We start from the raw sequence: 22,065 nt of genomic DNA, 5'->3' as shown, positions 1-22,065 counted from the left end.
TAATTATATTAAAACGCGTAAATAATTAAAACAATGCCTTTGCAATTGCTTTAATGTTATTAGATTTTCCCATAGAGTAATAATGTAATACAGGAACTCCAGCTTCTTTTAGCTCTTTAGATTGTTGAATAGCCCATTCAATACCTACTTGCCGTACTGCTTTGTTATCTGCACAAACATCTACAGCATCTACTAAATCTTGCGGTAAATCTAAACTAAACACTTTGGGCAGTATTTGTAAATGTCTTTTTACAGCAATAGGCTTTATCCCTGGAATGATAGGCACATCAATACCCATTTTTTTTGCTGCAGCTACAAATTCAAAATACTTTTGATTATCAAAAAACATTTGAGTCACCACATAATCTGCCCCAGCAGCTACTTTTTCTTTTAAACGTTTTAAATCTGTTTGTAAAGATGGAGATTCCATATGTTTTTCTGGGTACCCAGCAACCCCAATGCAAAAATCAGAATTGTTAGTCCCATCTAATTCTCCATGTAAATATTTTCCTTTATTTAAATTTTGAACCTGAGCAACTAAGTCAATTGCATAGGCATTGCCTCCTTTTGTTGGGGTAAAATACGACTCATCTTTCTTAGCATCTCCACGCAATGCCATTACATTTTCTATCCCTAAATAATGACAATCTACAAGCATATATTCGGTTTCTTCTTTGGTAAAACCGCCACAAATTAAATGTGGTACCGTATCTACATTGTATTTATGCTGAATAGAAGCACAGATCCCTAAAGTACCTGGCCGCATACGTGTTGTTTTCTTATCTAAAAGTCCTTTTTTTTCTATATAAACGGTTTCTTCCCGAGAAGTAGTTACATCTATAAATGGAGGTTTAAACTCCATTAAAGGATCTATATTATCATATAAATCCTGAATTTTATTGCCTTTTACAGGCGGTACTATTTCAAACGAAAATAAAGTATTTCCGCTGGCTTTTTTAATATGATCTGTTACTTTCATTTATGCTCGACTATATGCTTAACAAATTTTAGCATTTTATTTTATGGCGTTCAAGCGGGCTTTTCGTTATATCTTTTTTGTGAAAAACAAAAAAGGATGCCACTACAATCCCTAACGCAAATTTTAAATTTCTATAAATCAGTTTTGTTCAAAAATAAATATTTATAGAACTATTAATCATCAGCAATATTCGGTGCTAACCATTTGGTAGCTTCTTGCAAAGATATTCCTTTTCGCTGGGCAAAATCAGCAACTTGGTCTTCTTTAATTTTACCTAAGCCAAAATAACGCGATTCTGCATTTCCAAAATAGTATCCACTCACAGATGCCGCTGGCCACATCGCTAAACTATCTGTTAGTTTTACGCCTATTTTTTCTTCTACTTCTAGTATTTCCCAAATCGTTAATTTCTCTAAATGATCTGGGCAAGCGGGATACCCTGGTGCCGGCCGAATGCCTTTATAGGTTTCATTAATTAAGTCTTCTTGACTTAAACCTTCATCCTTTGCATACCCCCAATGCTTTATACGTACTTCTTTATGCAAGTATTCTGCAAATGCTTCTGCCAATCTATCTGCTAAAGCTTTTATTAAAATAGAATTATAATCATCTAAATCTTTCTCGTATTGTTTTGCTAATTCTTCAGTTCCAAAACCTGTACTCACACAAAAACAACCTATATAATCTTGTTTTCCTGTTTCTTTTGGCGCTATAAAATCGGCTAAAGCATAATCAGGAACACCTTCACGCCTTTGTAATTGCTGACGTAAAGTTCTAAAAATAAATTCTTCTTTCGCTTCGGCTCCACTAGGCAAATTATTAACAGTATTTTTAGCTCCTGACCGAAGTTGAAGGACTATATCATCATCGTTACTACTATTTGCAGGAAATAAACCAAAAATAGCTTTTGCTTTCAATTGCTTTTCAGAAACCACCTTTTTTAGCATCTCTTGTGCATCAGAAAACAATTCTGTTGCCTGCGTTCCCACAACATCATCTGTTAAAATATCTGGATATTTGCCATGTAATTCCCAACTTCTAAAAAATGGAGTCCAGTCTATAAATTCTAGTAATTTTTCTAATTCTAAATCTTTAATAATTTGTATGCCAAGCTGATTTGGCGGTACAATTTCAGTAGCATTCCAATCTATCTGAAACTTATTAGCTCTGGCAGCAACAATTGTTTTGTATTCTTTTGTTTTGGTTCTTTTTAAGAATTTATCCCTAAACTCTTCATAATCCATCTTTATTTTTTGCTGGTACCCAGTTGCCGTTTCTTTCTTTAATAAATCACCAACAACAGTTACCGCTCTAGAAGCATCATTTACATGTACAACCGCATTACTATATTGTGTATCTATTTTTACTGCTGTATGTGCCTTACTTGTTGTAGCACCACCAATTAATAAGGGTACTTTAAAATTCTGACGTTCCATTTCTTTAGCTAAAAATACCATTTCGTCTAAAGAAGGAGTTATTAAACCACTAAGACCAATAATATCTACCTGATGTTCTATTGCAGCATTAATAATTTTTTCTGGGGGCACCATAACGCCTAAATCTACTATCTCATAGTTATTACATGCTAATACTACACTCACAATATTTTTTCCAATATCGTGTACATCACCTTTAACAGTTGCCATCAATATTTTTCCAGCCCCCTCCGCCCCCGAAGGGGGAACTTTAAGTGCTGTCTGAATTTTTTCTAAAACCTCTTCAAGGTTACCTAAAACTTCATTATTTGTAAAACGTATAACACGATAACCTTCTTTTTCTAACCAAGCTGTACGTTCTGAATCACTTTTTTTATTTTCTGGTAATTGATGTATTAAACCATCTACCTCAACAATCAAATTCTCTTTTAAACAAATAAAATCTGTAATATAATCTCCAATAATATGTTGCCTTCTAAATTTATACCCTCCTAAACTTTTACCACTTAATGCATTCCACAGCATTTCTTCTGCCTTAGTTGGTTGATGTCGCATTTTCTGAGCATATTCTTTTAGCAAACCATATAATCCAGGATTTGCCGTTCTCCAATATTGCTCCCCCTTTGGGGGTGGGGGGGCATTCAATAATTTCTCTTCTTCAATATAGGGCAATAGATAAGCTACCGCTTTTTTCATTACTCGGGCAGATTTAACCACTTGCGGTAAAAACATTTTTCCACTTCCAAAAAGATCTCCAACAACATTCATCCCTGTCATTAAATTTCCTTCTATCACTTCTATTGGTTTCGAAGCTAGTTGGCGGGCTTCTTCTACATCTTCTACTACATATTGATCTATCCCTTTTACTAATGCTCTGGTAATTCTATTTTGCAATGATTCTTCACGCCAAGATAAATCTATGGTGCTTTCTTTTGCTTTACCTACTACCGTTTCAGCAAAATCTAACAAACGTTCTGTTGCATCATCACGTCTATTTAAAATAACATCTTCTACACGTTCTAATAAATCTTTAGGAATATCATCATAAATCTCTAACATACTCGGATTTACAATTCCTATATTCATCCCTGCTTTTATAGCATGGTATAAGAATACGGAATGCATTGCTTCTCGTACTGGGTTATTTCCTCTAAAACTAAAAGACACATTACTTACCCCTCCACTAACGCTACAATGTGGTAAATTTTCTTTCACCCATCTAGTAGCTTCAATAAAATCTATTGCATTTAACTTATGCTCATCCATTCCTGTTGCCACAGGAAAAATATTTAAATCGAAAATAATATCCTCTGGTGGAAAGCCTACCTCATTTACTAAAATATCATAAGACCGTTTAGAAATTTCTATACGACGCTCATAATTATCTGCTTGCCCTACCTCATCAAATGCCATAACAATTACGGCAGCACCATACCGTTTAATGAGTTTTGCATGGTGTTTAAATTGGGCCTCCCCTTCTTTTAAACTTATAGAATTTACAACGCACTTTCCTTGTACTACCTGAAGTCCTGCTTCTATAATTTCCCATTTAGAGCTATCAATCATAATAGGCACTCTAGAAATGTCTGGCTCGGCAATAACAAGGTTTAAGAACTTAACCATAGCTTCTTTACCATCAATAAGTCCATCATCCATATTAATATCGATGATCTGTGCTCCACCTTCTACCTGATGCCGCGCTACATCCAAAGCTTCTTCGAACTTCTCTTCTTTTATGAGTCTCAGAAACTTCTTTGAACCTGCTACATTAGTACGTTCGCCTACATTCACAAAATTACTTTCGGGAGTAATCACTAGTGGCTCTAAACCGCTTAGCTTTAGATGACGTTGTTGGTTGTTGGTTGTTGGTTGTTGGTTATTTCCTATCATAACTAAAAACCTTTATAATATTTTATAAATCCATTACGCAATTTTTCAAAAATGTTAATTTGATTTATAGTATTTTTTAACTCCATATGCTTCATAATTCACTAACAACTATTCACTAACAATTGACAAAGATCTCGGTTTAAAACTCTTTACCACCTCTGCTATTGCTGAAATATGTTCTGGGGTTGTACCACAACAGCCTCCTACAATATTCACTAAACCTTTTTCTACATATTCTTTTATTTGAGCTGCCATCTGTTCTGGCGTTTCATCGTACTCACCAAAAGCATTGGGCAAACCAGCATTGGGATGTGCAGACACGCCATGTCCTGTTTTTGCAGATAACACCTCTAAATGTGGTACTAACTGGCTTGCGCCTAAAGCACAATTAAAACCAACTGATAAAATGGGAATATGAGAAATAGAAATTAAAAAAGCTTCAGCAGTTTGCCCTGATAATGTTCTCCCAGACGCATCGGTAATGGTTCCGCTGATCATAATTGGAACATCAATATTTCGCTCTTCTTTTACTTCTTCTATTGCAAAAAGGGCTGCTTTTGCATTTAAAGTATCAAAAATGGTTTCTACTAATAAAATATCAGCACCACCATCTAGCAAAGCTTCTATTTGTTCTTTGTATGCTATTCTTAGCTCATCAAAAGAAACGGCTCTATATCCAGGGTCATTTACATCTGGAGACATACTAGCTGTTTTATTGGTTGGCCCTATACTCCCTGCTACAAATCTAGGTTTATGGGGTTCTTTTGCGGTAAACTCATCTGCTACATGTTTTGCAATTTTTGCAGACTCGTAATTTAGTTCATACACTAAATCTTCCATAAAATAATCTGCCATTGCTATGGTAGTCCCAGAAAATGTATTGGTTTCTACAATATCAGCTCCAGCAGCAAAGTATTGGCGATGCACGTCTGCAATAGCTTCTGGCTGCGTTATAGATAACAAATCGTTATTTCCTTGTAAAGGATGCTCCCAATCTTTAAAGCGTTCTCCTCTAAAATCTGCCTCAGTAAATTTATGACGTTGCAACATGGTTCCCATTGCGCCATCTAAAATTAAGATTCTATCTTTTAATATCTCTTTTATATCTTTCATAATATCGTTCAAAAACTAAGTTTAAAAACAAAATGTATTTTGCGTTAGGGATAGTACTGACATCCTTTTTTAACTTAAAAAAGTTAAAAAAGATATAAGGAATAGCCCGACAGTACCACTTTTTATGTGGTATGGAACGCCATGAATATCAAGTTAAAGGAAAGTGAAAATTAAAAACACTTTGTTATCTGCCTTTACACTACATATATTTCAATAACTAAAGTTTAATCAACTATAATTTTGAAAATATATCTAAGGTTAAGATAGAAATTAGCACCTTCTTTTAATCTAAAGATATAAAGGGTTGCTAAGGTTTCATTGGGTCTAATCCCTCCACCTTTCTTGATAACTACATATCTGTTAAAGAACTATTTGCAAAGTAACGCTACAACTTTGGCAAAAGCAAGTAAAGTAAGCCTTTTTTACAAAGCTAAAAAACATATAAAAAAGCCTTACAATACTATGATTGAAAGGCTTTTCGTATTTTAATAATGGTATGCTTTACGAAATACTTTGTACCACTTCTTTTTTAGCTTCTTTTTTACTACCATCAAAGCCAGTTACACCACCTACCGTAGTGTATTTCATTACAAAACGTTTGTTAGGATTAATAATTTGGTAGGCAAACTGACACATTACAGCCGCTTCATGGAAACCAGAGAGTATTAGTTTTAATTTCCCTGGATAGGTATTTACATCTCCAATAGCAAATACCCCTGGAATATTAGTCTGGTAATCTTTAGCATTATTTACTTTGATGGCATTTTTTTCTATTTCTAAGCCCCAATCTCCTATAGGCCCTAATTTTGGAGAAAGACCAAAAAGTGGAATAAAGTTATCTACTTCTAAGATTGTTTCTCCTTTTTCTGCATCATTATGCTTGATACCCACAGAAACTAATTGACCATTTTCTCCTTGTATGGTTTTAACTTCTGCTTCTGTAAACAATCTAATTTTCCCTAATTTTGCTAATTCTGCTGCTTTTTCTACTGAATCTAAAGCCCCACGAAATTCTTTTCTTCTGTGTACTAAAGATACTTCTTCGGCAACATCTGCCAAGAAAATAGCCCAGTCTAAAGCGGAATCTCCACCACCTGCAATCACCACTTTTTTACCTCTGTATACTTCCGGATCTTTAATCATGTAAGCAACTCCTTTATCTTCAAAATCTACAAGATTAGGAATTAGCGGTTTTCTTGGCTCAAAAGAACCTAAACCACCTGCAATAACAACTACTGGCGCATGGTGCTTAGTGCCTTTATTTGTTGTTACAATAAAGGTACCATCATCTAACTTATCTAAAGTTTCTGCTCGTTCTGCTAGGGTAAATCCAGGCTCAAATGGCTTTATTTGCTCCATTAAATTATCTACTAAATCTCCTGCCAATATTTCTGGAAATGCAGGGATATCGTAAATAGGTTTCTTTGGATATATTTCTGAACACTGCCCCCCCGGCTGTGCTAATGCATCTATAATATGTACTTTTAACTTTAGTAATCCTGCTTCAAAAACAGTAAACAAACCTGTTGGTCCTGCTCCTATTACTATAATATCTGTTTCAATCATTTCTTTTATTCTTACTTTTAAACTAACTCGCTAGTATTGCTTTGTTTGCTTTAATGTTATGTAGCGCGTTTCTATGTTTTACAACTTCTCCAATAATAATTATTGCTGGATTTGTTAATTGTTGTTTTTCTACTTCTTTTTCTATAGTCGCAATTGTTGCTATTCCTATCTTTTCGTTTTCTCTTGTTCCGTTTTGTATGATTGCTATTGGCGTTTCTGCTTTTCCTTCTCCTTTAAACAAGCTTACAATTGCATTTAGTTTACTCATACCCATTAGAATAACTACCGTAGCGTTAGATTTAGCGGCCAATGCTACATCAGCAGATAACTTATGCTCTTTTGTAGTTCCTGTGATCACCCAAAAACTCTCTGATGCTCCTCTTTTGGTTACGGGAATATTTTGTGATGCCGGTACTGCTACTGACGATGATATTCCTGGCACCATAGCTACTGCTATTCCATATGATGCGGCATATTCCATTTCTTCTGCGCCTCTCCCAAATATAAAAGGGTCTCCTCCTTTTAAGCGAACTACATTTTGTGTTTTTGCTCTTTGCACAATAAGCTCATTTATTTGCTCTTGCTGATAGGCATAACATCCTTTGCGTTTCCCTACAAAAATTTGTTCTGCTTTTGGAGCATATTTTAATAATTCCGGATTTACCAAAGCATCATACAACACCACATCTGCCGTTTCTAAAGCTTTAATTGCTTTTAACGTGATTAATTCTGGGTCTCCAGGCCCTGCGCCTATAACGGTTAGCTTACCTGTACTATTAGAATTGGTATGGTTTGGAAAATCCTTCATAAAATTATGCTTTGGCTAAATCTTGTTCTCTAAATGCTTCAACAGCTTTTAAAAATATTTTTGCATCATTAATATAAGCATTTGCAAAGGCTTCTGTTGGTTCATTTTTATTTAATTGAAGTATTAATTCTTCAAACGAAGTTGCTAAACTAATTCTTCCTGGTGCTACAAAAGTAGTATCAAAATCTTTAATGATACCAGCATGTGTATTTGTTTTCACTTTTTCTGCAGTCAATATTGCTTTTGCCGTATTTACCATAGAAGAGTACGAATGGTAGATGCTTGCTGCCCATTTACCTTCTTCTAAAGTTTCTTGAGCATTTTGTATTTTCTCTTCACTCTCAAATAAAAGTGTTGCAATTAAATCTATAACTACACCTGCACATTCTCCTATACCAATTGCTTTTACATATTGTTGCGTATTACCCCAATCTATAAAATCTTCTTGTGTTAGATTATCAACATCTGATAAATGTTTTAGATGATCATAAAAATAAGGTTCTCCCTTTTCTGCATAATACGCAGCAAAAGGCAATCCATTTCCGTTAGCATTATAATCATCTAAAATGATACGTAATGCTTCTGGCCCTCTTTTACTTGGTATTTTAACTACCTTATCGGCAAAAGTACCTACTCCGTTACCCATATTACCACCACCTAATAATACTTGTAAGGCTGGTGCTACTAATTTATCTTTTGTTCTTACAGACATGCCTTGGAAACCAATATTTGCCATATTGTGTTGCCCACAAGCATTCATGCAACCACTAATTTTAATCACTACATCTGGATTATTAATATAGTCTGGATATTCTGTTTTGATTACTCTTTCTAATTCTTCTGCAATCCCTGTACTACTAGCTATTCCTAAATTACAAGTATCTGTTCCGGGGCAAGCTGTAATATCTAATGCTTTATTATAACCTGCTTCTACAAACCCTAATTTTTCTAATTCATTATAAAAGAAAGGCACTAATTCTTCTTTTACAAATGGGATTAAAATATTTTGGCGTAGTGAGAATCGTAACTCATTCGCAGCATACTTTTCTATTAAGTCTGCTAACTGACGTGCTTTATCGATATAAAAATCTCCTAACAATACTTTAATTCCTATAGCTACATACCCTTCTTGTTTCTGAGGGATAATATTTGTTGACTTCCAAGCATCAAATGCTTTTTGGTTTGCAATCGTCACTTCTGGTACGGTAACCTCTGCTACTTTGTATGCTGGATAGGCTGCTGCATCTATTTCAAACGTTTTTACTGGCACTGCCTTTTGTTCCTGCGCTAGTAATTCTTTAAAACCATCTAAACCGATATCTTTTAATAAGAATTTTAGTCTTGCTTTTGCTCTACTTTTACGCTCTCCGTATCGATCAAAAACACGAACAACACCTTCCATTAAAGGAATTATTTTATTAGTAGGTAAAAAAGAGAAAAGTTCGTCTGCATGACGTGGTTGCGAACCTAAACCGCCACCTAACATGACTTTAAACCCTCTTTCTCCATTTTCTATTTTAGCAATAAAACCAATATCGTGCATATAAGAAAGTCCAGTATCTTCATTTGTAGAAGAGAACGAAACTTTAAACTTACGCCCTAATTCTTGGCTAATTGGATTACGCAAAAAATACTCAAAAAGTGCTTGTGCATAAGGCGAAACATCAAAAGGTTCATCTACGTCTATTCCTGCTGTTTCACTTGCCGTTACATTACGTACTGCATTACCACAAGCTTCACGTAAAGTAATATCAGACTTTTCTAGTTCTGCCCATAGTTCTGGAGTTCTATTTAAATCTACATAATGAATTTGAATATCTTGACGTGTAGTAATATGCAAACGCCCTGTAGAATACTCTTCCGAAACATCAGAAATTCGTCTTAGCTGCTCAGAAGTAACTTTTCCGTAAGGTAATTTAATACGGATCATTTGTACACCTTCTTGGCGTTGTCCATAAACACCTCTAGCCAAACGCAGACTTCTGAATTTTTCTTCGTCTATTTTTCCATTGTGGAACATTTCAATTTTGTTCGCTAAATCAACAATGTCTTTTTCTACTATTGGATTTTCTATTTCTGTTCTAAAACTTTGCATTTTTTCTAGTATTAAGTAGTTAGTATAAAGTAGTTAGTACTGTGTACTCTAAATATAAACTCGCTACTATTTTTAATAAATCAATTTCAACACTTCGTACTTTGTACTAGTAGTCAAAGACTACTGAATAAAACCTGCTCCTACTGTATTATTATTTTTTGTGTCAATTAAAATAAAAGAACCGTTAGTTCTATGATTTTTAAATGCATCAAAGAAAATAGGCTTATTTAGTTTAAAGGTTACTTTAGCAATATCATTCATTCCTAAACCTTCTACATTTTCGTCTATACCCGAATAATCTGGATGTATTTTATGATGTATTTTATCTACTTTGGCTAACACTTTATTAACGCCATGTTGTATTACGTATTTAGCCCCAGATGTTAACTGATCAGAATCCATCCAAGAAATGGTAGCCGTAAACTGTTTGTCTATGGTTGGCAAATCTCCAGCTTTTACAATCATATCACCTCTACTCACATTTATTTCATCTTCTAAAGTGATGGTTACGGAAGAACGTCTGGCTGCTGTTTGGTATTTTTTATCGTGAAAGTAAATATCTTTTATTTTAGATTTTGTTTGCGATGGTAAGGCAACTACCTCATCTCCAACACTTAATTCCCCACCATACACTTTACCAGCAAAACCTCTAAAATCATGAAAATCTTCTGTTTTAGGTCGTATTACGTACTGTACAGGAAATCTTGGAGTCCCTACATTATAAACATCTTTCCCTTTTATATTCTCTAGATAGTCTAATAATGTATCTCCATCATACCAAGGTGTATTTTTAGATTTATTTACTACATTATCTCCTTTTAAAGCACTTACAGGAATAAAGGTAATATTCTGGTCTTCATAATCTCTCTTGCTCATTAAGGCTTCAAAATCGGCTTTAATAGCATTGTATTTTTCTTCTGAAAAATCTACTAAATCCATTTTATTTATGGCTACTATTACCGTTTTGATGCGTAATAAGTTATTGATAAAGAAATGGCGATTTGTTTGCTCAATTACTCCTTTTCTAGCATCTATTAAAATAATTGCTGCTTGTGAAGTAGACGCTCCAGTAACCATATTTCTTGTATATTCTACATGGCCCGGTGTATCTGCTATGATATAACTTTTTTTAGCAGTGGAAAAATAAATATGCGCTACATCTATAGTAATCCCTTGCTCACGTTCTGCTACCAATCCATCTGTTGCTAAAGAGAAATCTAAGTAATCATAACCTTTTTGCTTACTTGTTTTTTCTATAGCTTCTAACTTATCAGTGGTTAAGGATTTTGTATCGTAAAGAATTCTACCGATTAGGGTACTTTTTCCATCATCTACACTCCCCGCTGTTGCTAATTTTAATACTTCCATTATTTTAAGCTGTTGGCTTCTAGCTTTTCGCTATTGGCTAATTTTTATTTGTTTTATAATTTGCTACTAGCAGGCAGCTAATAGCTAAAGGTTGAATTTGCTTTGCAAATTCTAGAAATACCCTTGTTGTTTTCTTTTTTCCATTGCTGCTTCGGAACGCTTATCATCTATACGCGCACCTCTTTCAGAAATAGAAGAATCTCTAATTTCTTCAACAACTTTATCTATACTTACTGCTGCTGAGAGTACTGCTGCTGTACAAGACATATCGCCCACAGTTCTAAAACGCACTAAACGCTCTTCTACTACTTCATCTTCTTCTCTAAAAACAATATCGTCTTCTGCAGACCATATCATACCATCTCTAAGGAATGTTTTACGTTTATGCGCAAAATAAATAGAAGGGATTTCTATTTCTTCTTTTTGTATATAAGACCAAACATCTAATTCGGTCCAGTTAGAAATTGGAAAAACACGAACATTTTGTCCTAATTCAATAGCACCATTCAGCATATCAAATAATTCTGGTCGTTGGCTTTTTTCATCCCATTGTCCAAAATCATCTCTAACAGAAAAAATACGCTCTTTTGCTCTTGCTTTTTCTTCATCCCTACGTGCACCACCAATACAAGCATCAAACTTAAATTCTTCTATAGCATCTAAAAGTGTAGTTGTTTGTAATGAGTTTCTACTCGCATACCTTCCAGACTCTTCTTTTACTTTTCCTTGATCTATGCTATCTTGTACATTACGTACTATAAGCTCTACACCTAATTCTTTTGCCAATCGATCTCTAAATTCTATTGTTTCAGGGAAATTATGTCCCGTATCAATATGCATTAAAGGAAATGGAATTTTAGCAGGCCAAAATGCTTTTTGTGCTAAACGAACTAAAGTAATGGAATCTTTTCCTCCTGAAAACAATAAAACAGGTTTTTCAAACTGCGCCGCTACTTCTCTAAAAATATAGATCGCCTCGTTTTCTAATTGATTGATATGTGATGTGTTTTTCATTTTATGCTGAACTTGTTTCAGTATCTATTTAATTTTGTCTTGTTAACTATGTAATCCACATTCTCTATTTTCAAGAACTTTTGTTGGATCAAAATATTTATGCTCATTAGGTAAATTCTCTTGATTTAAATACTCATCTAGTGCTGTATCAGACCAGTGGTAAAAGGGGCTAACTTTTAACACACCATCTTTGCTTAAACTAAAAATGTCTAAGGAATCTCTAAGTGCTGTTTGCCCTTTTCTAAGGTTTGTAAACCATACGTCTGGTTGATGTTCTGCCATTGCTCTTTTAAAAGGCTCAAGTTTTACTTGTTCTGTGAATATGCCATGTTGCTCATCATCAATACCAGGAATACCCATAACTACATCTCTATGTGAAGCAGTTTGTTTGGGTACATATAATTTTATGTTCAATCCTAATTTTACAATAATTTCTTCTGCATGTTTATAGGTGTTTGGAGTATTATATCCTGTATCACACCAAACTACAGGAATGGTATTTTTAACCTTAGTCACCGCATTTAGTATTGCTACTTCATAAGGTCTAAAGTTTGTAGTAACTAAAGGCTTTTTAGCATTCTCTATTGCCCAAGAAATAATCTCTTGAGGTGATGCCTCTTTATATTGTTCGTTTAAATCTTGTATTTGTTCTGCTGTAAAACTCATTTTTCTAATCCCTATTTATACTTATTTACCCCAACCTATTTTATTCCAAATTCGTTCATGGAAAAAATATAAAATCATCTTTGTAATAAAATCTACACCTGCAATTGAAGCAGCTACTGATGTGTTTTCTACAAAAAAGAGAGAAACTACCAAAGTATCTATCGTACCTATAAGCCTCCAACTTACGGCTTTTGCTATACTACGAATAGGCTTTTCCGAAGTCTTATCTTTCTCATAAGTACTTTTTGAAGTTGCTTTTCCCCCTATCAATTGTTCTGTAATCATTTTTAAAATCTTAGACTATATAAATACCCTATCAAATTAGTAGGATAACAAAAATAATACTATTTTAGATACTAAGACGTACTTTATCATTAAAAATAACTAAAACCCTACAGATTTAGTAGATTATTAACAAAAGGCAATATATAATATGGAATTATGATTAGAAAGCTTGATTTATATTAAGAAATTAAATCAGCTAGCGTATTGTTTTTCAATACTTTTAATGTATTATCACGGATTTGCAACATTAATTTGTTTACACCACATACGTGTTCATCTGGGCAATCATCACATTTTTCGTAGAAATTTAAACTCACGCACGGCACCATAGATATGGGTCCTTCTAGCACTCGCATCACATCAGCCATTTGAATTTCTGATGGATCTTTGAGCAAATAATACCCTCCACCTTTTCCTTTTTTACTACCTAAAAAACCCGTTTTACGTAAGGAAAGTAGGATACTCTCTAAAAATTTATGTGAAATATTTTCTTGTTTTGCAATTTCAGCAATCTGTACAGGGAGTCTTTCTTCTCTTCTTGCTAGAAAAGTAAGTGCTTTTAGCCCATATTTTGTTTTTTTAGAAAGCATGTAACGAATATAAAGGAAAATTAAGACTTTTCAATAAAAGTAAAAAACTAGCTATAATTTTTAATTTCATTTTTCTTTGTTTATGAAATTAGCCCAAAGCTTGTTTAATATCTGCTATAATATCATCAATATGTTCTAAACCCACAGAAACACGTACCATACCATCTGTAATATTTACAGCCAACCGTTCTTCAACAGTTAGTTTGCTATGTGTTGTAGATGCAGGATGTGTGACAATACTTCTAGCATCTCCTAAATTAGCAGATAGTGATAGTAGTTTTATAGCATCAAAAAAGGTTCTCCCAGCTTCTAGTCCACCTTTTATCTCAAAAGCAACTATACTTCCTCCTGCTTTCATTTGTCTTTTAGCAACTTCAAACTGGGGGTGCGATTTTAAAAATGGATATTTCACCCAATTGATTTTCTCATGATTTTCTAAAAATGTTGCCAATTGTAATGCATTTGCACAATGACGATCTAAGCGTACTGCCAAAGTTTCTAAACTTTTAGAAATTACCCAAGCATTAAATGGTGATAATGCAGGCCCTGTGATTCTAGAAAAACGATATATTTTATCCATCAATTCATGGCTACCAACAGTAATACCTGCAAGTACTCTTCCTTGCCCATCCATTAATTTTGTGCCTGAATGGATCACTAAATCTGCTCCAAATTTTATAGGCTGCTGTATATATGGCGTAGCAAAACAATTATCTATCACTAATATTAAATTATGTTTTTTAGCTATTTTACCTAATACCTCTAAATCTAATACATCAACTCCTGGGTTTGTTGGCGATTCTGCATAAATCATTTTTGTACTAGGAGTGATAAGGTTTTCAATGGTTTCTAGTTGATCTATCTCAAAATAACTGGTTTCTATATTCCACTTGGGTAAAAACTTTGTAAATAATGTATGTGTAGACCCAAAAACATTACGAGCAGAAATAATATGATCTCCACTGTCTAATAATGCTGCAAAAGTTGAAAATACAGCTGACATACCAGAAGCGTAAGCAAAACCAGCTTCAGCGCCTTCCATTTTACATACTTTCTCTATAAACTCATTAGTATTAGGATTAGAATATCTAGAATAAATATTACGCTCTTTTTCCTCGCTAAAAGAAGCTCTCATATCTTCTGCATCTTCAAAAACAAAACTAGAGGTAACATATAGTGGTGTAGAATGTTCTAAAAATTGCGAACGTTCTGTTTGTGTTCTAATCGCTTCTGTTTCAAATTTTTTATTCATGATTTTATTTTATTCGCTTCATTACAAAGCTAACTTTTATTATATTTTTGGCTTCGACTGCGGTCAGCCAACGAAATTTGTCAAAACGGTGACTGAGCGGAGCCGAAGTCACTATTTTTCTTTAAAGTATTTGTAATGCGTTTCATTTTTACATTCTGATAAATCTGGTAATCTACCAAATTCACCATCAATTAAAGCCTCTTTCTTTGCTCTTGACCACCCTTGAATTTGCTTCTCTCTTAAAAATGCTTTGTCTATTCTTACATATTCTTCTACGTAAATTAATTTTACAGGGAGGCGCTTTTTGGTGTGATTTGCTCCTTTTCCTTCTTTATGCTCTGAAATCCTTTTATCTAAATCAATAGTACTCCCTGTATAATAACTCCCGTCCGAACATAACAATATATAAACAAATCCTTTCATAATTTATCTATTCTTTGGCTTCGACTCCGCTCAGCCCACTGCTTCAAACATTCAATCAACGAAATCTAAACTGGTGACTGAGCGTAGTCGAAGTCAACGTTTTTCTGCTATTCTTAGAATATCACCAAACACACCTCGTGCAGTTACCGCTGCTCCTGCACCTGCGCCTTGGATCACTAATGGGTTTTCTCCGTAAGATTCTGTATAGATTTCTACAATAGAATCTGATCCTTTTATTTGCCCTAAAGCACTTTCTTTAGGTACAGAAATAAGCTTTACTTCTAAATTACCTTTATCTTGCTGCAAATCTCCAGATAAATCTCCAACATACCGCAATACGTGATCTGGTTTTTGTTCTTTTTTAATTTGATCAAAAATAGGGTTTAAGCTTTCTAATTGCTCCATAAAATCCGTAACCGTTACATTTTGCAATGCTTTTGGAATTAAATTTTGAATCGCAATATCAGAAAATTCATTTCTCAAATCCAATTCTCTAGCTAAAATAAGCAACTTACGCCCCACATCATTTCCAGATAAATCTTCACGTGCATCTGGTTCCGTAAAACCTTTATCTATAGCCTCTTTTAAAATTTCTGAAAAAGGTTGATCTACTTCAGAAAATGTATTGAAAAGATAACTCAAAGATCCAGAAAACACCCCTTTTATTTGTGTGATGTTCTCTCCTGAGAGGTGTAACAATTTAATCGTATCTATTAGTGGAAGTCCTGCCCCTACATTGGTTTCATATAAATATTGTTTCTGACTTTTATCTAAAGCCAAACGCAATGTTTTATAAAAGTCAAAATCTAGGGTGTTTGCTATTTTGTTGGAAGAAACCAGGTCAAAACCATTAGCAATAAAATCTGTGTACGAAGCTACAAATTCTTGACTCGCTGTATTATCAACCGCTATTAAATTTTCTAAATGATGCGCCTTAGCAAAATCAAAAATAGTATCTAAAGTATATGAAACTCCTTTTTCTGCTATATTTGTTTTCCAATTTTTAGTGATGCCTTTTTTGTTGAGCAATACTTTTCTAGAATTTGCTACTGCAAATACATTTAATTGAATTCCTTTGCGTTCTTCTATTGTTTTTACCGATTTCAATAATTGGTTGATTAAAGTACCCCCTACAGTTCCATGACCAAATAAAGCGATATTTACTTTTTTGCTAATGCCAAAAACCTGACCATGCATAACATTTAAGGCTTTGTAGAGCTGTGACTTTTTCACCACCAAACTCACATTTTTACCCGTAACCGTATTATTAAATAACAAGGGTACAATCTGGTTTTTAATCAGTTCATTAAAAGGTTTATGAAAAGAGCTTAGATCCTGACCAACAATAGAAATTACAGAAACATCAGCAGTAACCGTAATCATATTTACATCTTTTGATTGAAAGTCAACACTAAATTCATTTTCCAATACTCTTTTTGCCTTGGCTGCTTTGCTAGCTTCTACTACCAGACCAATACCTCTTTCCGATGATCCTTGTGATATGATGTTTACACTAATATTATTTTCACTGAGTGCTTTAAAAATACGAGCATCTACCCCTACTTTCCCTAAAAGACCTCGTCCTTCAAAATTTATAAGTGCTACATCTTCTATCACAGAAAGCGATTTTATCCCTTCTTTATTGGTTTTAGCACTAATCAGTGTGCCTTCATTATCTGCATTAAAGGTATTTAAAATCCGTAATGGAATATTTTTCTCTATCAGCGGAATAATGGTCTTTGCATGTAATATAGTTGCACCAAAATTGGCTAATTCATTTGCTTCAGAATAAGATAGTTCTGCAATTCGTTTTGCATCTGGCACATAATCTGGATTAGCGGTATATATCCCATCCACATGGGTATAATTTTGCAATTCGGAAGCGCCTAAGAAATTTGCTAACAAAGCTGCCGTATAATTACTTCCGTTTCTTCCTAAAGTAGTGGTTTCATTAGCTGTATTTGAGGCTATAAAACCTGTAATTACAGGAACCACCGAAGATGCTAAGGTTCCTATAGCTTGTTGTACATTTTCTTTAGAGATACTTTCTATAACTTGCGAATCGCCAAAATTACTATCTGTTTTGATAAGCTTTCTGGCATCTATAAACTTGGCTTTGACACCTTTTTCCTGTAGTACTTTGGTAATTTGTTTTGCAGAAATAATTTCTCCATAGGCTAGAATCTCATCTTTTATTTTAGTACTGTAATCTCCTAAAAGCGAAACGCCTTCAAACAAACGTTCTAATGCTTCAAAATCTTTAGACAAACCAGCATCAGGAAAATTATGTTTCTGATATTTCTGAAAAGCAATTAAATCTTTAGCATAAGAAACACCTTTAGAAGCCTTCTCTAAAATAGCCTCCAACTGATCTGTTGCTTTTTCTCTAGCCGAGAGTACTACAACAATATTTTCTTTGGCTTTTACCTTATTGGTAATAATTGCTAAAACGCTATCTATTCCTTTTCCGTTTGCTAAAGATTTCCCTCCAAACTTTAAGACTTTAGTGCGTTGCTTCTCACTTTTGGGCTCAAAAATACCTTCAAGCAATTTTTCCATTTGCTTAAACTCTAGTAAAAAAGCATCATGTCCATGTAAAGATTGTATTTCGCCATAAGTAACATTACTATTTGCCCTTGCTAACTGCTTATGTGTATCTCTATTTTCTTTGGCAGTAAAAAACAAATCAGAATCTACGCCTATAATATGAATATTGGTTTGACTCTTTTCTATCACATGGAATGCATTTTCATTATCCCTAGTAATATCAATAGTCTTTAATAACTGATTCATTAATTTATAGGCAGACAACTGAAAACGTTCTTGTAATTTTTCGCCATGATGCGTTAACCAGCTTTCTACATTAAAAACTTGTAAGGCTTCATTAGTAGTTCTTTTAAAGCGTTCTTTAAAAGATTCTGGTGTTCTATAACATAGCATCGCATGCATCCGCGCATCGTGCACTGGCTGCTTAGAATTTACTAAAAATTGCTCCTGGATCTGGCAATTTGCAATTAACCAATCCGTAGATTTCCAATCGGAAGCTACCGGAATAAGGTGCTGGGTTAACTCTGGAAATAAAGCCACCATTTCCCATGCAATACCGCCTCCCATAGAACCACCTATTAATGCAAAGAGTTTGGATATCTGCAATTGTTGCAAGCCTTCTAAAAATAGTTTTGCAATATCTTGTGCAACAAAATCTTTATAGTTTTCTATTACAAAACCATCATGGCCATTTCCAGGTACATTAAATGCTAACACGGTATATTTCCCCGTGTCAATACACTTATCTTCTCCTATTAATGCAGACCACCAACCGCTTTCTCCTGCAACATCAGAATTACCGGTAAGGGCATGGTTCACCAAAACAATAGGAGCAGTATGTAATTCTTGCCCAAATACCTGATACGATAATTCTATATCTTGCGAAGTACCGGCGTAGTTTGTATAATTTTCTATTTTTAAACGATGTAACATAATTACTATCTTAAAACACTAACCTAATAAGATTAGGTATTAATTAATTTAATTGTTTTTAAAGCTTTTTTTCTGGAGGTTGAAAAAACCTGTATGGTCTTATTAATATCTACTTCTGTAGTTGCCCACGAACATATGCTTATGCGAATTGCTGCTTCACCTAACCAAGTAGAACCTCCACACCAACACTCTCCTGAGTTTTGAATATTCTCTAATGTTAGTTTCGTTATTTGATCTGTTTCACAAGCAACTAATACCTGATTAAAAACAACAGTATTCAATACTCTAAATCCACTTTTTCTTAATCCGTTTTCCAATTGTTTTGCTCTTTTGTAAAAGCCTGTAACCATCTCATTTATACCATTTTTGCCTAAATACTTCAGGGTTACCCAAAGTTCTATGGCTCTAGAACGTTTAGACATTTCCGGACCAAATAACATGGGGTCTTTCTGCTTGCTATATATAATATATTCACCTGTGGCTTGCAAAGCACTTACTAAAGCCTTTGAATCTCTACAAAGTACAATACCAGAGTCGTATGGTGTATTTAAAGTTTTATGACCATCTGTACACCAGGAGGTTGCCTTTTCAATACCTTCCGTTAAATACGATAAGCTTTCTGTAGCGGCTGCCCATAAACCAAATGCTCCGTCTATATGCACCCATGCATTTGCTTTATTTGCCTTTTCACATACATCAGCAAAATCGTCAAACACACCTGTATTTGCATTACCTGCCTGTAATAACACCAAACAACTATCATCTAATTCTGGTAACGCTTCTAACACTAATCTTCCTTGGTTATCAGATGGCAGCCATTCAATATTAGACTGTCCAAATCCTAAAATAGCCAAGGTTTTTTTAATACTAGAATGTACTTGCTTATGCGCTATTATTCTAATTTTTGGAGCTCCATTTAAGCCAAATTCATTTACATCCCAGCCTTGGTTTTTAAATAATCGGTATCTAGCTGCGGTTAAAGCAGACAAATTAGCCAAGGATGTTCCGCTTACAAAACCAGCAACCGTTTCCTTTGGTAAACCAAATAAATCTTTTAACCAAGCTTCACAAATACTTTCTAACTTGGCATTTAAGGGTGATGTTAAATATAAACCTCCATTCTGATCCCAGAAGTCTGACAACCATTTGGCAGCAACAGAAGCTGGAATTGCTCCTCCATTAACAAATCCAAAATACCTACCTCCTGTTTGAGCTATTGTATTTGGAGAACCATATTGGTGTAGTTGCCCAATTATTTCTTGTGCCGAAGTTTGCCCAATTGGAAAACCTTCATCAAAATTTTGAAGCTTTTCAAGGTTTTCTTTAGATGGAAACACCTCCATTTTGGGAATACCATCAGCATATGCATATGCATATGAACGAGCTTGGTCAAAAATAGTTTTGTCCTTTAGTTCTTGAAACATTTTATCCTGAAGACTCATATCCTATTGTTTGATGCTATTTTAAAGCGATTGAAATGCTTGTTCTAAATCTGCTTTTAAATCTTCTATATCCTCTAAGCCTACTGATAACCGGATTAAATCTTTAGTTACCCCTGCCGATTCTTGCGCTGCATCATCTAATTGTTGATGCGTAGTACTTGCTGGGTGTATAATTAATGATTTGGTATCACCAATATTTGCTAACAAAGAGAAAACCTTAGTGGCATCTGTTACTTTTTTAGCTGCTTCAAAGCCGCCTTTTACACCAAAAGTAACCAAACCACTCTGCCCTTTTGGTAAATATTCTTGGGCAATATTATAATAGGTACTGCTTTTTAAACCTGGGTAGTTTACCCATGCTATTTCTTCCCTATTTTCTAACCAAATCGCTAATTCCAAAGCATTTTCGCTATGTTGTTTAATTCTAATCGGTAATGTTTCTAAACCTTGTAGTATTTGAAACGCATTAAACGGACTTAAGGATCCTCCAAAATCACGCAATCCTTCTAATATGAGTTTAAAGGTAAATGCAGCAGCTCCTAATACCTCACTATATACCAAACCATGGTATCCTGCAGAGGGTTCTGTAAATTCTGGAAACTTACCATTAGTCCAATCAAAAGTACCCGCATCTATAATAGCACCTCCCAATGAAGTTCCGTTTCCATTGATGTATTTTGTTAATGAATGTATTACAAGGTTAGCACCGTGTTCTATTGGGTTTAATAATGCTGGTGTAGCTACTGTATTATCTACAATAAAAGGCACCTCAGCAGCTTTCGCTTCTTTAGAGATCCCTTTTAAATCTAACACATCTAATTTTGGATTTCCTAAAGATTCTACAAAAAACGCTCTGGTATTATCTTGTACCGCATTTTTAAAATTTTCTGGATCAGATGCATCTACAAAAGTAGTTGTAATGCCTAGTCTGGGTAATGTTACACTTAGCAAAGTATAGGTGCCACCATATAAGCTACTAGAAGCGACAATATGATCTCCTGCTTTTAATAATGTCATTAGTCCTGTAGAAATAGCTGCTGTTCCTGATGCAAAAACTACAGCACCAATACCACCCTCTAAAGCCGCTAATCTGTTTTGTAGAATTTCATTGGTGGGGTTGTTTAAACGGGTATAGATAAACCCTAATTCTTTTAATGAAAATAGGTTTGCTGCATGATCCGTGTTGTTAAATACATACGCCGTACTTTGGTAAATAGGAATTGCTCTAGTCCCTCCGTTTTGTGTGGTGTCATGCCCTGCATGCAATGCGTTTGTTGAAAATTTTTGTGTACTCATAATTTTGGTTTTTAATCGTTAGCCCCTTTAGCTTCGCTAAGGGTACAAAATACATTAAAAGTCAAACCCATTGCTATGACGTTTGTAGCATGGTTAAAATTAAAAAGTTATGAAGAAGAAAAATTCAATTACAGGAAGTAATTGGGTTTTTGTTATCCTTCCCTAATGCTTGGCGATATTGCCATGAGTTCCTGAAACGAGTTCAGGACAAGGGTAGAATGTAGCACCTTCTTTGTATAAAACAAAGGGTTGCTAAGGTTTCACAGGGTCTAATCCCTCCACCTTTCTTGATAACTATTCAATATGTGTTTGAACTTGAATGCAAATATAAGCGTAGAAAGCTTTACGATCCTAATAATTTA

Annotated in this window: 16 protein-coding genes and 2 riboswitches; all 16 genes read right to left on the bottom strand. The window is 34.4% G+C overall.

The window, feature by feature from the left end; translation table 11 throughout:
* Positions 1-25: 25 nt before the first annotated feature.
* The 16 genes from metF to ACZ451_RS08840 all read right to left on the bottom strand — a co-directional run bounded on the left by metF (position 26) and on the right by ACZ451_RS08840 (position 21,703).
* Positions 26-979 (bottom strand): methylenetetrahydrofolate reductase [NAD(P)H], encoded by a 954-nt coding sequence (gene metF, locus ACZ451_RS08915; RefSeq protein ID WP_464216766.1) that lies wholly within the window; start codon positions 977-979, stop codon positions 26-28.
* A gap of 173 nt (positions 980-1,152) precedes the next feature.
* Positions 1,153-4,305 (bottom strand): vitamin B12 dependent-methionine synthase activation domain-containing protein, encoded by a 3,153-nt coding sequence (locus ACZ451_RS08910; protein WP_464216765.1) that lies wholly within the window; start codon positions 4,303-4,305, stop codon positions 1,153-1,155.
* A 108-nt stretch (positions 4,306-4,413) separates the two neighbouring features.
* A complete protein-coding gene (locus ACZ451_RS08905) occupies positions 4,414-5,418 on the bottom strand; it encodes a homocysteine S-methyltransferase family protein (protein ID WP_464216764.1) in 1,005 nt (334 codons plus the stop codon).
* A 245-nt stretch (positions 5,419-5,663) separates the two neighbouring features.
* A riboswitch (SAM riboswitch) is annotated at positions 5,664-5,770 on the bottom strand.
* Between the two features lie 149 nt (positions 5,771-5,919).
* Positions 5,920-6,984, bottom strand: coding sequence for an NAD(P)/FAD-dependent oxidoreductase (locus ACZ451_RS08900; protein WP_464216763.1), 1,065 nt, complete (start codon positions 6,982-6,984; stop codon positions 5,920-5,922).
* A 22-nt stretch (positions 6,985-7,006) separates the two neighbouring features.
* Positions 7,007-7,792 carry a uroporphyrinogen-III C-methyltransferase gene (gene cobA / locus ACZ451_RS08895; protein ID WP_464216762.1) on the bottom strand — a complete coding sequence of 262 codons (786 nt, stop codon included), beginning with the start codon at positions 7,790-7,792 and terminating at the stop codon, positions 7,007-7,009.
* 4 nt (positions 7,793-7,796) lie between these two features.
* Positions 7,797-9,887, bottom strand: coding sequence for a HEPN domain-containing protein (locus ACZ451_RS08890; RefSeq protein ID WP_464216761.1), 2,091 nt, complete (start codon positions 9,885-9,887; stop codon positions 7,797-7,799).
* A gap of 120 nt (positions 9,888-10,007) precedes the next feature.
* Entirely contained in the window at positions 10,008-11,255 is a 1,248-nt protein-coding gene (locus ACZ451_RS08885) for a sulfate adenylyltransferase subunit 1 (protein WP_464216760.1), read from the bottom strand.
* Positions 11,256-11,366: 111 nt separating this feature from the next.
* Entirely contained in the window at positions 11,367-12,269 is a 903-nt protein-coding gene (cysD, locus tag ACZ451_RS08880) for a sulfate adenylyltransferase subunit CysD (protein WP_464216759.1), read from the bottom strand.
* A 42-nt stretch (positions 12,270-12,311) separates the two neighbouring features.
* Positions 12,312-12,935 carry a phosphoadenosine phosphosulfate reductase domain-containing protein gene (locus ACZ451_RS08875; protein ID WP_464216758.1) on the bottom strand — a complete coding sequence of 208 codons (624 nt, stop codon included), beginning with the start codon at positions 12,933-12,935 and terminating at the stop codon, positions 12,312-12,314.
* 21 nt (positions 12,936-12,956) lie between these two features.
* A complete protein-coding gene (locus tag ACZ451_RS08870) occupies positions 12,957-13,220 on the bottom strand; it encodes a DUF2061 domain-containing protein (RefSeq protein WP_464216757.1) in 264 nt (87 codons plus the stop codon).
* Positions 13,221-13,399: 179 nt separating this feature from the next.
* Positions 13,400-13,810, bottom strand: coding sequence for an RrF2 family transcriptional regulator (locus ACZ451_RS08865; RefSeq protein ID WP_464216755.1), 411 nt, complete (start codon positions 13,808-13,810; stop codon positions 13,400-13,402).
* Positions 13,811-13,898: 88 nt separating this feature from the next.
* A complete protein-coding gene (locus tag ACZ451_RS08860; protein WP_464216754.1) occupies positions 13,899-15,062 on the bottom strand; it encodes a trans-sulfuration enzyme family protein in 1,164 nt (387 codons plus the stop codon).
* Positions 15,063-15,173: 111 nt separating this feature from the next.
* Positions 15,174-15,485, bottom strand: coding sequence for a GIY-YIG nuclease family protein (locus tag ACZ451_RS08855; RefSeq protein ID WP_464216753.1), 312 nt, complete (start codon positions 15,483-15,485; stop codon positions 15,174-15,176).
* 93 nt (positions 15,486-15,578) lie between these two features.
* A complete protein-coding gene (gene thrA, locus ACZ451_RS08850; protein ID WP_464216752.1) occupies positions 15,579-18,965 on the bottom strand; it encodes a bifunctional aspartate kinase/homoserine dehydrogenase I in 3,387 nt (1,128 codons plus the stop codon).
* Between the two features lie 32 nt (positions 18,966-18,997).
* Positions 18,998-20,407, bottom strand: coding sequence for a pyridoxal phosphate-dependent decarboxylase family protein (locus ACZ451_RS08845; protein WP_464216751.1), 1,410 nt, complete (start codon positions 20,405-20,407; stop codon positions 18,998-19,000).
* A 21-nt stretch (positions 20,408-20,428) separates the two neighbouring features.
* Positions 20,429-21,703, bottom strand: a complete 1,275-nt coding sequence (locus ACZ451_RS08840; protein WP_464216750.1) for an O-acetylhomoserine aminocarboxypropyltransferase/cysteine synthase family protein — start codon at positions 21,701-21,703, stop codon at positions 20,429-20,431.
* 178 nt (positions 21,704-21,881) lie between these two features.
* Positions 21,882-22,000: riboswitch (SAM riboswitch) on the bottom strand.
* Positions 22,001-22,065: the final 65 nt, after the last annotated feature.

Source organism: Allocellulophaga tsushimaensis, from assembly GCF_055383085.1.
The sequence above is the reverse complement of the archived record's forward strand: the minus strand, read 5'-3'. Positions and strand labels throughout refer to the sequence as shown.

What these genes read in the sequence shown, in the direction of transcription:
- metF (WP_464216766.1), bottom strand. Translation starts at nt 979, where the DNA reads ATGAAAGTAACAGATCATATTAAAAAAGCCAGCGGAAATACTTTATTT.
- ACZ451_RS08910 (WP_464216765.1), bottom strand. Translation starts at nt 4,305, where the DNA reads ATGATAGGAAATAACCAACAACCAACAACCAACAACCAACAACGTCAT.
- ACZ451_RS08905 (WP_464216764.1), bottom strand. Translation starts at nt 5,418, where the DNA reads ATGAAAGATATAAAAGAGATATTAAAAGATAGAATCTTAATTTTAGAT.
- ACZ451_RS08900 (WP_464216763.1), bottom strand. Translation starts at nt 6,984, where the DNA reads ATGATTGAAACAGATATTATAGTAATAGGAGCAGGACCAACAGGTTTG.
- cobA (WP_464216762.1), bottom strand. Translation starts at nt 7,792, where the DNA reads ATGAAGGATTTTCCAAACCATACCAATTCTAATAGTACAGGTAAGCTA.
- ACZ451_RS08890 (WP_464216761.1), bottom strand. Translation starts at nt 9,887, where the DNA reads ATGCAAAGTTTTAGAACAGAAATAGAAAATCCAATAGTAGAAAAAGAC.
- ACZ451_RS08885 (WP_464216760.1), bottom strand. Translation starts at nt 11,255, where the DNA reads ATGGAAGTATTAAAATTAGCAACAGCGGGGAGTGTAGATGATGGAAAA.
- cysD (WP_464216759.1), bottom strand. Translation starts at nt 12,269, where the DNA reads ATGAAAAACACATCACATATCAATCAATTAGAAAACGAGGCGATCTAT.
- ACZ451_RS08875 (WP_464216758.1), bottom strand. Translation starts at nt 12,935, where the DNA reads ATGAGTTTTACAGCAGAACAAATACAAGATTTAAACGAACAATATAAA.
- ACZ451_RS08870 (WP_464216757.1), bottom strand. Translation starts at nt 13,220, where the DNA reads ATGATTACAGAACAATTGATAGGGGGAAAAGCAACTTCAAAAAGTACT.
- ACZ451_RS08865 (WP_464216755.1), bottom strand. Translation starts at nt 13,810, where the DNA reads ATGCTTTCTAAAAAAACAAAATATGGGCTAAAAGCACTTACTTTTCTA.
- ACZ451_RS08860 (WP_464216754.1), bottom strand. Translation starts at nt 15,062, where the DNA reads ATGAATAAAAAATTTGAAACAGAAGCGATTAGAACACAAACAGAACGT.
- ACZ451_RS08855 (WP_464216753.1), bottom strand. Translation starts at nt 15,485, where the DNA reads ATGAAAGGATTTGTTTATATATTGTTATGTTCGGACGGGAGTTATTAT.
- thrA (WP_464216752.1), bottom strand. Translation starts at nt 18,965, where the DNA reads ATGTTACATCGTTTAAAAATAGAAAATTATACAAACTACGCCGGTACT.
- ACZ451_RS08845 (WP_464216751.1), bottom strand. Translation starts at nt 20,407, where the DNA reads ATGAGTCTTCAGGATAAAATGTTTCAAGAACTAAAGGACAAAACTATT.
- ACZ451_RS08840 (WP_464216750.1), bottom strand. Translation starts at nt 21,703, where the DNA reads ATGAGTACACAAAAATTTTCAACAAACGCATTGCATGCAGGGCATGAC.